14 protein-coding genes and 3 tRNA genes are annotated in these 14,734 nt (G+C 51.2%); 13 read left to right on the top strand and 4 right to left on the bottom strand.

Annotated features, from left to right (window positions below; genetic code table 11):
- Positions 1–7: 7 nt before the first annotated feature.
- Together ACIDE9_RS02400 and ACIDE9_RS02395 are read right to left on the bottom strand one after the other, a co-directional pair.
- The gene (locus ACIDE9_RS02400; RefSeq protein ID WP_411992432.1) at positions 8–649 is read right to left on the bottom strand and encodes a hypothetical protein; all 642 of its coding nucleotides are present in this window, start codon (positions 647–649) and stop codon (positions 8–10) included.
- A gap of 28 nt (positions 650–677) precedes the next feature.
- The gene (locus ACIDE9_RS02395) at positions 678–3,104 is read right to left on the bottom strand and encodes a penicillin-binding protein 1A (RefSeq protein ID WP_411992430.1); all 2,427 of its coding nucleotides are present in this window, start codon (positions 3,102–3,104) and stop codon (positions 678–680) included.
- Between the two features lie 209 nt (positions 3,105–3,313).
- On the opposite strand from ACIDE9_RS02395, the gene ACIDE9_RS02390 reads away from it, so the two are divergent.
- From ACIDE9_RS02390 to ACIDE9_RS02355, 8 genes are all read left to right on the top strand, one after another.
- Positions 3,314–4,387, top strand: coding sequence for a pilus assembly protein PilM (locus tag ACIDE9_RS02390; RefSeq protein WP_411992428.1), 1,074 nt, complete (start codon positions 3,314–3,316; stop codon positions 4,385–4,387).
- Positions 4,384–4,977: a PilN domain-containing protein gene (locus ACIDE9_RS02385; protein WP_411992426.1), complete on the top strand. Its 594-nt coding sequence runs from the start codon at positions 4,384–4,386 to the stop codon at positions 4,975–4,977. Before ACIDE9_RS02390 ends, ACIDE9_RS02385 begins: the two co-directional genes overlap by 4 nt.
- 7 nt (positions 4,978–4,984) lie before the next feature.
- On the top strand, positions 4,985–5,629 hold the full coding sequence (locus tag ACIDE9_RS02380) for a type 4a pilus biogenesis protein PilO (RefSeq protein WP_411992425.1): 645 nt from the start codon (positions 4,985–4,987) through the stop codon (positions 5,627–5,629).
- A complete protein-coding gene (locus ACIDE9_RS02375; protein ID WP_411992423.1) occupies positions 5,629–6,156 on the top strand; it encodes a pilus assembly protein PilP in 528 nt (175 codons plus the stop codon). Before ACIDE9_RS02380 ends, ACIDE9_RS02375 begins: the two co-directional genes overlap by 1 nt.
- Positions 6,153–8,402 carry a type IV pilus secretin PilQ gene (pilQ, locus tag ACIDE9_RS02370; protein WP_411992421.1) on the top strand — a complete coding sequence of 750 codons (2,250 nt, stop codon included), beginning with the start codon at positions 6,153–6,155 and terminating at the stop codon, positions 8,400–8,402. Before ACIDE9_RS02375 ends, pilQ begins: the two co-directional genes overlap by 4 nt.
- An 82-nt stretch (positions 8,403–8,484) precedes the next feature.
- Positions 8,485–9,027 (top strand): shikimate kinase, encoded by a 543-nt coding sequence (locus ACIDE9_RS02365; protein ID WP_411992420.1) that lies wholly within the window; start codon positions 8,485–8,487, stop codon positions 9,025–9,027.
- The gene (aroB, locus tag ACIDE9_RS02360; protein WP_411992419.1) at positions 9,015–10,094 is read left to right on the top strand and encodes a 3-dehydroquinate synthase; all 1,080 of its coding nucleotides are present in this window, start codon (positions 9,015–9,017) and stop codon (positions 10,092–10,094) included. The genes ACIDE9_RS02365 and aroB overlap by 13 nt, the downstream gene beginning before the upstream one ends.
- A gap of 15 nt (positions 10,095–10,109) precedes the next feature.
- On the top strand, positions 10,110–11,234 hold the full coding sequence (locus ACIDE9_RS02355; protein WP_411992417.1) for a deoxyguanosinetriphosphate triphosphohydrolase: 1,125 nt from the start codon (positions 10,110–10,112) through the stop codon (positions 11,232–11,234).
- 65 nt (positions 11,235–11,299) lie between these two features.
- On the opposite strand, the gene dksA is transcribed toward ACIDE9_RS02355, so the two are convergent.
- Both dksA and folD read right to left on the bottom strand, forming a co-directional pair.
- Complete coding sequence (gene dksA / locus ACIDE9_RS02350; protein WP_019880976.1) at positions 11,300–11,722, bottom strand: RNA polymerase-binding protein DksA; 423 nt, start codon at positions 11,720–11,722, stop codon at positions 11,300–11,302.
- Positions 11,723–11,866: 144 nt separating this feature from the next.
- Positions 11,867–12,724: a bifunctional methylenetetrahydrofolate dehydrogenase/methenyltetrahydrofolate cyclohydrolase FolD gene (gene folD, locus ACIDE9_RS02345; RefSeq protein WP_411992415.1), complete on the bottom strand. Its 858-nt coding sequence runs from the start codon at positions 12,722–12,724 to the stop codon at positions 11,867–11,869.
- Between the two features lie 83 nt (positions 12,725–12,807).
- On the opposite strand from folD, the gene ACIDE9_RS02340 reads away from it, so the two are divergent.
- The 5 genes from ACIDE9_RS02340 (at position 12,808) to ACIDE9_RS02320 (ending at position 14,679) form a co-directional block, all read left to right on the top strand.
- Positions 12,808–12,884, top strand: a tRNA-Pro gene (locus tag ACIDE9_RS02340).
- Between the two features lie 40 nt (positions 12,885–12,924).
- Positions 12,925–13,001, top strand: a tRNA-Arg gene (locus ACIDE9_RS02335).
- A 15-nt stretch (positions 13,002–13,016) separates the two neighbouring features.
- Positions 13,017–13,092 (top strand) — tRNA-His (locus tag ACIDE9_RS02330).
- 113 nt (positions 13,093–13,205) lie between these two features.
- Positions 13,206–14,213: a GGDEF domain-containing protein gene (locus tag ACIDE9_RS02325; protein ID WP_411992413.1), complete on the top strand. Its 1,008-nt coding sequence runs from the start codon at positions 13,206–13,208 to the stop codon at positions 14,211–14,213.
- Between the two features lie 169 nt (positions 14,214–14,382).
- The gene (locus tag ACIDE9_RS02320; protein WP_411992411.1) at positions 14,383–14,679 is read left to right on the top strand and encodes a hypothetical protein; all 297 of its coding nucleotides are present in this window, start codon (positions 14,383–14,385) and stop codon (positions 14,677–14,679) included.
- Positions 14,680–14,734 lie beyond the last annotated feature (55 nt).

The raw sequence follows: 14,734 nt of genomic DNA, 5'->3' as shown, positions 1-14,734 counted from the left end.
CTAAAGCTTATTCACTGGCGGTTTTACCTGGGGATAGAGCTTCGGTCAGTTGCAGCAGGTTCATGCGATGTATGCCAGCCTTTTCGCCATTTTTACGCGGTGCGGTGCGGATATCATCGGTTTCAAACACACTGATGCGTTGCGTACCAAAACGCGTCTCCACCAGTAACACCGGCACCCGTTTGCGTACCAGGTCATGCTTTTGCTTGCCAGGGCGGTCAGACATGCGGAATTGCTGTTCATCCAGCCGGTAAGGCACGTTCTGGTTGAGCAGGTAAATCTCCAGTTCTTTACCACTTTCAGCAAACACATGAATGTCGGTGTCTGCGTAAGGGCCTGCCGTGCCCTCCATCACCGAACCAATCAGGTGTGGGTTAAACTTTTTGAGTAACTGCATGGTGTGCAAGGCGGCTTGCCTTAACTCCAGCAGGTGCGCTGCATCATTTTCATCAGCGTATAAGGCGTGATACTCGCGCAACGCTGAGTCAATTTCGGCATTGGTCGGCAGCGGGGCATCCTGTTGTATGCCCATGAGCTTGACCGCCTTGCGCTTGGCGCGGCCATAGTCACTAATGCCTTCCTCAAACATCAGGCGTGCGGCGGACTGTGCTATTTCTTGCCTTAGATCACTTGAAAAGTCGTCAAACATCGCATCAGGCTTTAAGTTGAATTCGTTTCTAATTAGGGCTGAGTAACTTTGCTGCCGGGTTTACCTGCAGCTTTTTGTCCTCATTGTTGCCACTGCTATGATCGCCAATCAGGCGCTCCAGAAAAGATGGTTCGTTGTCCTCTGGCGCATGCTCTGCCTCTGGGTCAAACAAGCCTGGCAGGTTTTCCGGTTGTGATTGCGGCAAATGTTCTTCGTAGAAATATTCATAAATGCCAGGGTCATCTTCACCCACTTGCGTGCCAGTGTAAGCGTCTACTTTCAGCTGTAAGACCCCATCAGGCACTTTGTACTGATAGATAGGCAAGCCGGTCAGGGTTTGCTGCATATAGTTGATCCAGATTGGTAATGCGGCACGGCCGCCAGTCTCACCACGCCCCAGGTTGTGCGGATTGTCATAACCGACCCAGGCTACGGCGACCTCTTTCGGATGGTAACCCGCAAACCAGGCATCAAACTGGTCATTGGTGGTGCCAGTTTTACCGGCAATGTCAGGGCGACGCAATGACAGCGCGGCCCTGGCCGTGCCGTCACGGACCACGTCTTGCAACATGGTGGTGATGATAAAGGCGTTACGCTGGTCGATCACACGTTGTTGCGACACATGTTTGCCAGCCTGTACTGCTTGAATGACTTTGCCGCGGCTATCAATGATCTTTTCAATCAGGTAAGGATGTACCTGGTAACCGCTGTTGGCGAAGGTGGCGTAGGCGGCTGCCATTTGCCAGACAGACGAAGAGCCTGCACCTAGCGCGGTAGACAGGTAAGCCGGATGATCTTTGGGGTCAAAGCCGAATCTGCGCAGGTAGTCTTGGGCATAGCGGGCACCAATGGCATTCATCAGGCGGATGGAAATGGTGTTTTTGGATTGCGCCAGGGCTTCGCGCAAGCGCATGGGGCCTGCGTATTTCTCATCGTAGTTACGCGGCTCCCAGCTGCTATTGCTACCGGTTTCGGTAGAGGTGAAGCTGATAGGCGCATCTTCAAATACGCTGGCCGGGCTGTAGCCTTTTTCGAGTGCCGCCGAGTAGATAAATGGCTTGAAGCTGGAGCCAGGCTGGCGGCGGCCTTGCGTCACATGGTTGTATTTGTTGCGCTGGAAGCTGAAACCGCCAATGAGGGCCTGTACCTGCCCGGTTTCCGGGTTGAGTGCCATAAACCCGCTTTCAACTTCTGGCAATTGCACCACAGACCAGCTGTCATTTTGCTGGTAAACACGGATCACCGCGCCAGGCACCAGCGACAATGGCGTGCGTTTGGCGGGTGGCATATGGTTTTTCACCAGCAAAATGGCTTTGTCCTGCAATTTGAGCACTGTGCCACGGTTAGTGACCAAAGTGAGCAGGTTGGGCTCGACCTTGGTGACCAAGGCGGGCACAAACTGGTTATAAGTGACAAAATCCCGCAATAGTTCGCTGGCACCGCTGGCGGTCAGTTTGCCGGTTGGCAGGGAAATGACCTGCTCTGCACCACGGAATCCATGGCGCAATTCAAAATTGATAATGCCCTGGATCACGGCGGTGTTCGCCGCTGCCTGGTGCTTGTTATTGATGGTGGTGTAAACGCGCAGGCCGCTGGTATACGCTTTTTCGCCATAACGTTTATACAAAGTCGCCCGCACAATTTCAGCCACGTATTCTCCACCCAGTGCTTGCACTTGTCGTCTCGACGACTGGAACTTGAGTGGCGTATTCATGGCCTGCTCAAATTCGCGGTCGCTGATCATGCCGTAGCGGTGCATGTCGCGCAGCACTTCATGCTGGCGCTTGATCGCGTAGTCGGGGTGAATATACGGGTCGTACTTGCTCGGTGCTTTCGGCAAGCCTGCCAGCAGGGCGGCCTCCGCCAGGTTGAGTTGCTTCAGGTCTTTGTCGTAATAGGTTTTGGATGCCGTGGCAAAGCCATATGCGCGCTCACCAAGGTAGATCTGGTTGAGGTAAAGCTCAAGAATTTTGTCTTTGCTGATGGCGTTTTCAATCTTGATTGCCAGCATGGCCTCTTTGATCTTGGTCCAGATATTACGCGGTGTATCCGGGCTGCTGAAGAAGTTCTTTGCCACCTGCATGGTGATGGTGCTGGCGCCTTCATGGCCGCGGCCGGTCAGGTTGTTGCGGATGGCGCGCAAGATACCGGTGGTATCAATACCGTTGTGCTGGTAAAAACGACGGTCTTCAATGGCCAGGATCGCGTCTTTCATGACCTTGGGAGTTTGCTCAATCGGCACAAAGGCGCGGCGTTCCTGGCCAAACTCGGCAATCAGGCCACCTTCGGCATCGTAAATGCGCAACGGTAATTTCGGATGGTAATCCGTGAGGGCATCCAGTGAAGGCAGTGACGGATAGAGGATGCTGATCATCAGCACCAGCAGGGCGGCGACGATCAAGCTGCCGGTAATGGAAAGAAAAAGAAGGGACTGCAACCAGTTTCTTGAGTTCATGCGTCTTGCTGCCATCGTGAGAATTACCCATGAATTGTAATCTTTTTTTGCCAATTCAATGGCAGTTAATTATGGAATCATGTAAATAATCAGCATTCTTCTGGCTACCATGAAGGCCGGGAATTTGCTTGTCGCCATGAAATGGTGTGAGTTGGCATGGTTGATGCATAAGCCAACGAGCATCCAAATATTAAAAAAGGGCAATACAGTTGAGTCTGGGCTTTTTACAACGCAAAAAAACCAGTTTTATTGGTGTAGATGTCAGCGCAACCGCCATCAAAATGGTGGAACTGAGCGCCGTGGGCAAACAACAATTCCGACTGGATGGCTACGCCAATGTGACCCTGCCTAAAGGGGTCATCAGTGATGGCAATATTAACGATTTAGCGCTGGTGGCTGACACCATGCGCTCAGCTTGGCGTTTGCTCGGGTCGCGCGCGCGACAGGTGGTGCTGGCATTGCCAACTGCTGCGGTGATTTCCAAACGTGTGATCATGCCAGCTGGCATGCGTGACGAAGACCTGGAGTTGCAGGTGGAGTCAGAAGCCAATCAGTATATTCCTTTCCCGCTTGAAGAAATGAACCTCGATTTTCAGGTGCTGGGTCCTATGGGCAAAAGCACAGATGAAGTTGAAGTGTTGATTGTGGCGGCCAAGAAAGAAAAAATTGATGACCGGGTTGCCGTGGCTGAAGAGGCCGGCTTGAAGGTCAGCATCGTTGATGTAGAAGCTTACGCCACCGAAACGGCCTATCGTCAGATTCTCAAACAGTTGCCGCAACACAGCAAAAAGACCGTCACCATGATTCTGGATATCGGTGCGCATGTGACACATGTCAATGTCATGGTCGGTACACAGTCGATTTATGCACGGGAACAGGCCTTTGGTGGCGCCATGCTGTCGCAAGAGATCCAGCGCCGATTTGGCCTGTCGCCTGAAGAGAGTGAAATCGCCAAGCGTCAGGGCGGTTTGCCTGAGTCTTATGAGGCGGAGGTATTGCAACCTTTCCTGCAAAACCTGGCGGGTGAGGCGGCGCGTGCCGTGTCCTTTTTCACCAACTCTACCCAATATAACAAGGTCGACCATGTGTTGCTGGCCGGTGGCGTTTCAGCGACCGCAGGCCTGGCGCCATTGATAGAGCAGAAAACCGGTGTGCATACGCTGGTGGCCAATGCTTTCAAGGGGATGGCGCTGGCAAACAAGATCAAGTCTTCACAGCTTGAAACAGATGCGCCAGCACTGATGATTGCCTGTGGCCTCGCCCTGCGGGGAGTGGACGCATGATTAAAGTGAACCTGTTACCTCACCGTCAGATCAAGCGTGCCGAGCGCCAGCGCGAGTTTGGGCTTATGGCGTCGCTGGTGGCCATTGCCGCTGCGGCTATCCTGTTTGTGAGTTGGAGCTATATCCACAGCAAAATCCAGACACAGCAGTCGCGCAACCAGCGGTTGCAAGATGAGATGGCGCACCTGGACAAGGAAATTGCCATTATCGGTAATCTGAAAGAGCAGATTAAACATGTGTTGGAGCGTAAGCAAATTGTCGAGGGCTTGCAGAGTGACCGTAACCAGGCAGTGTCGATTCTGGATGAGTTGGCCAGGCAGTTGCCAGAAGGTGTGTTCCTCAAAAGCGTCAAACAACTGGAGGATGAGATTGAACTCAAGGGGGTGGCTGACACCAATGCCAGGATTGCCACGCTGGTCCATAACCTGGGCAGTTCGCCGATTATGCACAACCCTAACCTGGTTGAAATCAAGGCCAACACCAATGCACTCTCTGTTAAAGAGTATGAGTTTGTGTTGCGGGTGTATTTAAAACGCGAAACTGCCAAAGAGGACCCCGCTAAACATAAGCCTGTCGGGGCCAAAGGATAAGCGAGAAATGCAACTTTCAGATTTTAATAATATTGACTTAAAAACGGCCGGTAATTTACCGCTGCCGATGAAAGCCGTGTTGCTGGCCATTTTGGCTAGTGCATTGCTGGTATTGGGCTATGTGTTTTTGCTCAGCCCTAACCTGAAGGCATTGAAAGCCGAACAAGAAAAAGAGCAGGGCCTGCGTGACGAATACCTGGCTAAAAAAGTACAGGCAGTCAAAATTAAAGCCTATGAGCAACAGGTCGTTGATATCCAGCGCACTTTTGGCACCCTGCTCAAGCAGTTGCCGGACAAGTCTGAAATGGATGGCTTGCTGACCGATATTAACCAGGCTGGCTTGAGCCAGGGCTTATCGTTTGAAGGCTTTGTGCCGATGCCAGAAATTTTTGCCGATTTTTATGCCGAGAAGCCCATCAATATCAAGGTGTTGGGGCATTACCACGAGCTGGGGGCTTTTGTGACAGAGGTGGCCAAGCTGTCACGTATCGTGACACTACACAATTTGCAGATACAGCCTGCCGGTAAAGAGGATAAGCAGCCACACAAGGATATGCTGGTGATGGAGGCCGTGGCGAAAACTTACCGTTACCTGGATGCAGAAGAGGTTGCTGCACGTAAGGCCCAGGAGAGTAAGGCAGGGAAGAAATGATGCGTAACCAGTACTTAATTGCCCTGATCCCAACGCTATTGCTGTCTGCATGCGGCTCATCACAAGATGATGATTTGACCCGCTTTATGGAAGAGGCAAGCCAGACCGTGGGGGCACCGGTAGAGCCGTTGCCACAAGTGCAAGGGTTTGCCCCCAAGCAATATAACGCGGATAGCACGCTGCATGACCCGTTTGTGCCCCGCAAAGCGGCAGTGCAGAACACTAACCAGCCTGACCTGACGCGGCGCAAGGAGCCCTTGGAGGCTTATCCGCTAGAGAACCTCAAGTTTGTCGGCGTATTAAGCAAAAAGAACAGCATGTTTGCCACTATCCAGACCCCGGATAACCTGGTGTATCAGGTCAAACCTGGCTCGCACCTGGGGGAGAAGTTTGGCGTCATTACGGCACTGACAGAAAACCGTCAGACCTTGAAGTATGAATTAAAAATCAAAGAGACGATTCAAGACCCCGGGAGCGGTGAGTGGTCTGAGCAAATGACAACGTTGGAACTGCAGGAACATCAATGATGAAAAATTTAAGCTATTTTATGGCCAGGGTGGCATTCTTGTCTGTGGCGCTAGCGCTACAGGGTGTTGGCATGGCGGCAGAGGTGTCCACGGCCAGTAACCAGTTGCAGGCGGTGGATGTCACAGCACAGCCAGGAGGACGCCTGGATGTGCAACTGCAAATGTCGCAGCCATTGGCGGCGGCACCGGTCAGTTTCATCTTGAGTAATCCGCCCAGAATCGTGTTTGATATTCCCAATACCATCAACGCTACCGGTAAAAATGTGTTGCCGGTGAATCAGGGGGTATTGAAGTCAGTACAGGTTGCACAGGCGAGTGATCGCAGTCGTGTTGTATTAAATTTATCCAAGCCGGTCCAGCATCAATTACAGTTGCAGGAGCAAACCTTGCTGGTAGGCCTGACCCAAGAAGGCGCTGAGGTGCCTGTTGCGGCTGTGGCCGCCAAGCGTTTTTCTGAGCAGGAAGTGTCCGCTGGACACAAAATCCAGAAAATTGATTTTGTGCGTGGCAAAAATGGTGAAGGCCGTATTTTGGTAGATTTGTCGGATAACCGTGTGGGCGTCAACGTGCGCAATGCGGGGAAAACAGTGGTGATTGATTTTGCCGATACTGAGTTACCAGAAGCCTTGCAGCGCCGCCTGAATGTGATCAACTTTAATACGCCTGTATTGTATGTGGATGCTTTGCGGCATCACAATCAGGCACAAATCGTGATTGAGCCGCAAGGTGATTGGGAGCAGTCTGCATACCAGACCGATAAGCGCCTGGTGGTCGATATCCGCCCATTGGCAAAAGACCCTAACAAACTCATTCAGGGCTCCAAGCAAGGCTATGCTGGTGAAAAATTGTCTCTGAACTTCCAGCGTGTAGATGTCAGGGATGTATTGAAAGTGATCGCTGACTTCACCGGTAAGAACATCGTCGTCAGCGATTCAGTCTCTGGTAGTGTAACCATCGGCCTGAAAGATGTGCCATGGGACCAGGCGCTGGATGTGATCATGAAAAGCAAGGGCTTGGACATGCGCGTCAACGGTAGTGTGATTTCGATCGCGCCAGCAGAGGAGTTTGCCGCCAAAGAGAAAGCGCAGCTCACTGCTGAGGCGGAGCGCGAGACGCTGGAAACCTTGCGTACAGAGGTGTTTTCATTGAAATACCAGAAGGCGGTGGACTTCAGGAATATGCTGCTTGGCGGCGGTGCCAGTGGTTCAGGTGGCTCGACGTCTGGCACGTCTACCGGTTCGTCAGGTGGCGCATCGGCTGGCCGTATGAATCGCATTCTGTCGCAACGTGGTAGCGTGACATTTGATGCGCGCACCAATACGATTTTTGTGCAGGATACGCCAAGAAAACTGGATGAAATCCAGACTATTATCAACAAAGTGGATGTGCCTGTGAAACAGGTCATGATCGAGTCACGCATGGTGATCGCCTCTAATACATTCTCTAAAGCATTGGGTGCGCGATTTGGCATTTCGCAAACCGGTACACCGGGCAGTAATACCAACTTGTCGATAGGTGGCTCGTTGGGCAATAAGGCGACGGCTTACACTGCACCGACAACGGCAGGCGGTACCGGGACTTATACACTGGGTACGCAAGGCGGTACTGTACAGAGTGCGACGCTGGGTAACTATACCGTTAGCTCCAATGGTCAGCCTGATTTGATGTCCAACCTGCCAGTGACCAACGCTTATGGCGGCATTGCGCTGAGTTTGCTTAAGTTGTCGGCCAATTTATTGCTGAACCTTGAATTATCCGCTTTGGAAGCAGATTCACGTGGTAAGGTGATTTCCAGTCCGCGCGTGACCACGGCCAACCAGCAGAAAGCGCGTATTGCGCAGGGGGTGGAGATTCCTTACCAAAGTGCCACCAGCAGTGGTGCAACTGCGGTCAGCTTTAAAAAAGCTGAGCTTAGTTTGGAGGTGACCCCGCAAATCACGCCAGACCAGAAAATTATTATGGATCTTGATGTACGCAAAGACAGTCGTGGTGAAACCTTGCCCGGTGGTGTGGCGATTAATACGCAAAACGTACAAACGCAGGTCCTCGTTGGCAACGGCGAGACAGTGGTACTGGGCGGGATTTACGAACAGGTTTCCCGCAAATCTACCGATAAAGTGCCTTTCTTTGGGGACTTGCCTGTGGTCGGTTATGCGTTTAAACGCAACACCAAGCAAGAAGATAAAACCGAGTTGCTGATTTTTATCACCCCTAAAGTGATGGATGAAACACTAGCTTTGAACTAATTAGCGCACGCAAACGTGCGCGATTACTGACAGCCGACAGGCTTTGCCTTAAAATGCCCAACTGAAACAGTTGGGCTTTTTTATGGGTGCGCAAATACCAAACAACATATTTTTGATCGGTTTGATGGGGGCAGGCAAGACCACAGTTGGCAAATTGATTGCCAAAAGTCTGGGCAAGACCTTCTACGACACGGATCATGTGATTGAGCAGCGCACCGGCGTCAAGATACCGACTATTTTTGAGCTGGAAGGGGAAGTCGGCTTCCGTAAGCGCGAAACCTCGACCCTGGAAGAGTTTGCGCAGCAGGATAACATTGTGCTTGCCACTGGCGGAGGGGCGATTATCGCGCCGGAAAACCGTGACATTCTCAGACGTTATGGTTATGTGATTTATCTGCGCGCCAACGTCAATGAGTTGTATCTGCGCACGCGCAACGATAAAAACCGTCCTTTACTGCAAAATGTGGATGTGAAAGCCAAGCTGGAGCAATTGTTTCACGCACGCAATCCACTTTATACCGAAACTGCACACCTGATTGTTGATACCGGACATCAACCGGTGTCGGTGATTATCCAAAAAATTGAAAACGCCCTCAATGCGTTGGAGCCATCATGCAAACCTTAACTGTCAGCCTGGCTGACCGTAGCTATCCTATTCATATCGGCAGTGGCCTGCTGGGGCAGGCAGAGCTTATTTTGCCCTACCTCAAACGCAAGCAAGTTGCCATTGTCAGTAACACCACGGTAGCGCCGTTATATATGCAAGCGATTGCGCAGCCCTTGCGCGATGCCGGTGTCAGCGTGATTGAAATTATTCTGCCGGATGGTGAGGCGCATAAAAATAACCAGACCTTGCAAATCATCTATGATCATTTGCTGCAAAATCGCTGTGAGCGGAATACCACTCTAATCGCCCTGGGCGGTGGTGTGATTGGAGATTTGACCGGCTATGCCGCGGCCACTTATTTGCGAGGCGTGCCGTTTATCCAGGTGCCGACGACCTTGTTGTCACAAGTGGATTCCAGCGTCGGTGGCAAAACCGGCATCAATCATCCACTGGGCAAAAACATGATAGGTGCGTTCTATCAGCCCAAACTGGTGTTGGCTGATATTGATACCTTGAAAACATTGCCACAACGCGAGTTGTCAGCCGGGATCGCCGAAGTGATCAAGTATGGTCTGATTCGCGATGCGGATTTTTTTGACTGGCTGGAAATCAATATGTCCGCCCTCATGGATTTGGACACTGCTGTTGCCAGCTATGCCATTTACCGCTCGTGCCAGAATAAAGCTGAGGTGGTGGTGGCTGATGAGCACGAGCAGGGCGAGCGTGCGTTGCTCAACCTGGGCCATACTTTCGGCCATGCCATTGAGAATGCCATGGGTTATGGGGTTTGGTTGCATGGTGAAGCTGTGGCGACAGGCACGGTGATGGCGGCAGATTTGTCACAGCGTATGGGCTGGCTCAATGCGGCGCAAATTGCTCGCATTAAAACCATTATGCAGGCAGCAAAGTTGCCCATAGACGCGCCAGACCTGGGGGCGGACGAGTATCTGCGCCTGATGCAGCTGGACAAAAAAGTGTCCGATGGCCGCATCCGGCTGATCTTGCAGCAGGATATTGGCAAGGCGGTGATGACGGCAGATTATGACGCTGATAAATTAAAACAGACGCTGTCACTCGCAGTGTAGTCACAGAGACTCGACATGACCTTAGCCCGCTTTGCCGCCCATCCTGAACAGACGCGAGGCCGCAAGGTCGGTGAGCAAGAGTCACCGTTGCGTAATGTGTTTCAGCGTGACCGCGACCGTATTATCCACTCCACGGCTTTCCGCCGCCTGGAGTATAAAACACAGGTGTTCGTCAATCATGAAGGCGACCTGTTCCGCACCCGGCTCACCCATAGTATCGAGGTAGCACAACTCACCCGGGGGATTGCGCGTACACTGGGGCTGCATGAGGACCTGGCCGAAGCGATTGCGCTGGCGCACGACCTCGGTCACACGCCATTTGGTCACGCCGGGCAAGATGCACTCAATCATTGCATGCGCGACTACGGTGGCTTTGAACATAACCTGCAGTCCTTGCGCGTCGTAGATGTGCTGGAAAACCGCTATGCCAGTTTTGATGGCCTGAACCTCACTTTTGAAGTGCGTGAAGGCATCCTCAAGCATTGCTCACGCAAAAATGCACAGTTGCTAGGGGATGTCGGCGAGCGTTTTTTACGAGGCGAATCACCCAGCCTGGAGGCGCAAGTCACCAATTTTGCCGATGAAATTGCTTATAACAATCATGATGTAGACGACGGTCTTCGCTCAGGCTTGATTACAATTCAACAGTTGTCCGGTATCCAGCTATTTGCCGAAAACATGGCCGAAGTGAAAAAGCTGTATGGTGACATAGAAGAAAAACGGCTAGTGCATGAAACCATACGCCGCATGATTAATGTGCTGGTGGTCGACTTATGCCAGCACAGTCAGCAGGCCATTGCCGCTTTGAGTCCAGCCAGTATTGAGGATGTACGCAAGGCGTCTGACTACCTGGTTGGGTTTAGCCAGGCGCTGGATGAAAAAAACCTGGAGCTCAAGCAGTTTTTGCGCAAGCATCTTTACCAGCACTACCGAGTCAATCGCATGAGCGCTAAGGCGCGCCGCATTATTGAAGAACTGTTTACGGCGTTTATGGATAATCCAGCCTTGATGCCGGATGAATATCAATTAGCTGCCAAGCAGAATCAGGCGCGTGCCGTCGCTGACTATGTGGCTGGCATGACTGACCGCTACGCAATTCGGGAGCACCGACGCTTGTTTGCAGTGGAAGAAAGCTGGTAGCACGGCATTAATAAAAAAGGCTGCAATACATTGCAGCCTTTTTTATGATGGATTGCTTATTGGCGTTATTTTGCGACTTGTTTTTCGCGCATTTCGTCCAGTGTTTTGCAATCAATACACAAGGTGGCCGTCGGGCGGGCTTCCAGGCGTTTGAGGCCAATTTCAATGCCACAACCTTCGCAGTAACCATAGTCGCCACTGTCGATATTGCGCAGGGTCTCGTCAATTTTCTTGATCAGTTTGCGTTCGCGGTCGCGGTTACGCAATTCCAGCGCCATGTCAGACTCCTGGCTGGCGCGGTCATTTGGGTCAGCAAAGCTGGTGACTTCGTCCTGCATGGTATGCACGGTACGGTCAATGTCGTGACTCAGTTCTGATTTCCAGTCATTCAGGATTTTACGGAAGTGATCCTGCTGCTTTTTGTTCATATATTCCTCACCGGCGGCTGGCTGGTAAGGAGTGAAGGATTTGTTAACGGTATCTGCCATGATGGTTCCAAACAACGAAACTACTGAATAGTTATTGCCAAAAAAGGCGTGGTTTACTGCATTACGTCAATCAACAATCGCGCGAGTGTACACCAGTTTAACCACCATGCAAAGTTTCTTTTATGGGCGTTAAACTGGGAGCGGCTAGACTTGCTCGCGCAGTTCCAGCGCTTTTAATGTGTTTTCCATCAATGTGGCGACGGTCATCGGGCCAACGCCGCCTGGCACCGGGGTGATATGGCTGGCGCGCTGGCTGGCAACGGCAAAATCCACGTCGCCGGTAATCTTGCCATCTGGTAAGCGGTTAATACCAATATCGACCACAATCGCGCCAGGTTTAATCCACTCCCCTTTGATCAGACCGGCTTTGCCCGCTGCGGCCACAATTAAATCTGCACGGCCAATATGCGCAGCCAGGTCTTTGGTGTGGCGGTGGCAACTGGTCACGGTGCAACCGGCCAATAGCAACTCTAGGCCCATGGGGCGGCCAACATGATTGGATACGCCCACCACCACGGCATCCAGGCCCTTGAGCGCGATGCCACTGGCTTGCAGCATCTTGATCACACCATAAGGTGTGCAGGAGCGCAGTAAAGGCTGGCGTACCGCCAGGCGGCCAATGTTATAAGGGTGAAAACCATCGACATCTTTGGCTGGATCAATCAGGGCAAGGATTTCTGTTTCATCTATATGGTGTGGCAAGGGCGATTGCACCAGAATGCCATCTGTTTCATTGTCCGTATTCAACTGCCTGATCAGCGCAAACAATTCTTCTTGTGACGTGCTGGCAGGTAAGTTGTGCGCGACTGAAACGATGCCTGTTTTTTCGCAGGCCAGGCGTTTGTTGCGCACATAAATAGCAGAAGCAGGATCGTCACCTACTAAAATCACCGCGAGGCAGGGCGCACGTTTTCCGGCCTGCACACGTTGATCGATATTGGCTTTAATATCCTCTAGCAGTTGACCGGCAATTTGCTTGCCATCAATAATATGAGCGCTCATGAACAAAATATTTGTCGTAAAAAATAGAATTTTATCACATCGACATTGACACAAATTCAGAAAATCGGTTATATTTCCGTCTTCGGCGTGTAGCGTAGTCTGGTAGCGCGCCTGCTTTGGGAGCAGGATGTCGGGAGTTCGAATCTCTCCACGCCGACCAGTTTTCTCTGGATTGCCTGATCGGCATGTAACTACTTTATCTGCTCGTAGCTCAACTGGATAGAGCACCAGCCTTCTAAGCTGGGGGTTACAGGTTCGATTCCTGTCGGGCAGGCCAAAATCTTTCCCAGTGGTGGCTATAGCTCAGTTGGTAGAGCCCCGGATTGTGATTCCGGTTGTCGTGGGTTCGAGCCCCATTAGCCACCCCATTCTTATTTTATCCCGTCTTAAATTCAAAAATAGTCACTAAAATTGGCTCTGTTTACCAATAGGTCAACGCCATGCTTTTGATAAAGTGTTCGAAAAAACAATTGTCGCGAACATGAATACACCTTTGAATTTGAAAAAATTTATGCAAAGCCTGATTGACCTCACCAAGGTCAGGGAAAGCCTTGCACTCGATCCGGCGCTGCTATCATTAATGCAGCACTGGATGTCTGTGTTTGCGGCCCAGGCACAGCCAGTCAGGATGCAGGTGTTGTCCAAGCGGCAGCTTGTCTCGGTGATGGATACTCAGGAGTCCAGTACTGACCCGACCTTTGAAGCCTGGCCGCCGGAAGTGTATACGATGCTATTGGGTTATTTGAATCAAGAGCATCGTCAGCATGTGTGTTTTGATACAGCCAGCGGCAAGCTGCATGTGTTCCCGCTCAAGCAAAGTATCTCCCACAAAAGTGCCATCTTGCTGATCCAGCACGAATCGCTCTCGGCTGAGGAGATTGATCTGGTAGAGCAATGCTTGCAGATGTTCCAGCATTACGCCGGGTTGATTATTGAAAACGAACGCGATGCCTTAACCGGCCTGCTCAATCGCAAGACATTTGATCAATGCGTTGGCAAAATCCTGCTTAATGACTATAAGCCGGAATACAGATTCCCTTTGCACCACTACCTGGTGATCTTCGATATTGATTTCTTCAAGAGAATTAACGATACCTATGGCCACTTGATTGGTGACGAGGTACTGCTGCTGTTATCGCGTCTGATGCAAGAGGCTTTTCGGGATGGTGACCTGCTGTTCCGTTTTGGCGGGGAGGAGTTTGTCGGCGTGTTCTCCTGTGCCGAAGAGCATGACATTGTCATGTTGCTAGACAGGTTTAAAGAGGCACTGGCAGCATATACGTTTCCGCAGGTGGGGAAAGTCACGATCAGTATCGGTTGCTCAAAAATGGCGCTGAATGTGTTGCCGAATACGGTGCTTGAGCACGCAGATGAAGCTTTGTATTACGCCAAAGAGCACGGTAGAGATCAAATTTGCTACTATGAAACGCTGATTGCGCAAGGCCTGCTCACAGACAGTGTGATTACCGGCGAAATCGAATTGTTCTAATTTCTCACTGCCATACTTTTAGTATGGCCACTAAAATAGTGTCTATTGACTGACAATTGATCGACACTTTCGCCAGAAGCCTGCGTTTTCTCTCATGATGATTTGACATTGCGTATTGATTTTAATTAATATGTGTTAAAAAATGTCAATATCGTAACGGGGGACGTGGATGCGCTTCGCTATCATCCTGCTGTGTTGTGTTTGGCTTGCTGCATGCGTACGGCAGCCGCTGGATGCGTCTACTCACGCTGCATTGCATTTGCCAGATATCAGCGTGTCAGAAACGCCACCTGTAGCAACTTACCCTGAAGTCGATATCTCTGAAATTGAATCCGCCCGCATTATTAAGCCGCCATTAAAGTCGGCCACCCCCACCTTACTCATTAACCTGGTCGTGCATGATGCGCCCGTTCAGGAGGTATTGCTGGCGATTGCGCGTGAAAGTGAATCGCCACTAATTTACTAGACACCTTTAAGCCGTAATAATGGCAATAAAAGAAAGGTGCAGTATGAGTGGTAAA

Source organism: Methylophilus sp. 'Pure River' (assembly GCF_046765995.1).
GTDB lineage: Bacteria > Pseudomonadota > Gammaproteobacteria > Burkholderiales > Methylophilaceae > Methylophilus.
This window is presented reverse-complemented; position numbering and strand designations above follow the sequence as displayed.

Bases quoted from the DNA above. Each gene is read 5' to 3' on its own strand.
- ACIDE9_RS02380 (WP_411992425.1), top strand. From the start codon at position 4,985: ATGCAACTTTCAGATTTTAATAATATTGACTTAAAAACGGCCGGTAAT.
- folD (WP_411992415.1), bottom strand. From the start codon at position 12,724: ATGAGCGCTCATATTATTGATGGCAAGCAAATTGCCGGTCAACTGCTA.
- ACIDE9_RS02365 (WP_411992420.1), top strand. From the start codon at position 8,485: ATGGGTGCGCAAATACCAAACAACATATTTTTGATCGGTTTGATGGGG.
- ACIDE9_RS02355 (WP_411992417.1), top strand. From the start codon at position 10,110: ATGACCTTAGCCCGCTTTGCCGCCCATCCTGAACAGACGCGAGGCCGC.
- ACIDE9_RS02400 (WP_411992432.1), bottom strand. From the start codon at position 649: ATGTTTGACGACTTTTCAAGTGATCTAAGGCAAGAAATAGCACAGTCC.
- ACIDE9_RS02385 (WP_411992426.1), top strand. From the start codon at position 4,384: ATGATTAAAGTGAACCTGTTACCTCACCGTCAGATCAAGCGTGCCGAG.
- pilQ (WP_411992421.1), top strand. From the start codon at position 6,153: ATGATGAAAAATTTAAGCTATTTTATGGCCAGGGTGGCATTCTTGTCT.
- aroB (WP_411992419.1), top strand. From the start codon at position 9,015: ATGCAAACCTTAACTGTCAGCCTGGCTGACCGTAGCTATCCTATTCAT.
- dksA (WP_019880976.1), bottom strand. From the start codon at position 11,722: ATGGCAGATACCGTTAACAAATCCTTCACTCCTTACCAGCCAGCCGCC.
- ACIDE9_RS02375 (WP_411992423.1), top strand. From the start codon at position 5,629: ATGCGTAACCAGTACTTAATTGCCCTGATCCCAACGCTATTGCTGTCT.
- ACIDE9_RS02325 (WP_411992413.1), top strand. From the start codon at position 13,206: ATGAATACACCTTTGAATTTGAAAAAATTTATGCAAAGCCTGATTGAC.
- ACIDE9_RS02395 (WP_411992430.1), bottom strand. From the start codon at position 3,104: ATGAACTCAAGAAACTGGTTGCAGTCCCTTCTTTTTCTTTCCATTACC.
- ACIDE9_RS02320 (WP_411992411.1), top strand. From the start codon at position 14,383: ATGCGCTTCGCTATCATCCTGCTGTGTTGTGTTTGGCTTGCTGCATGC.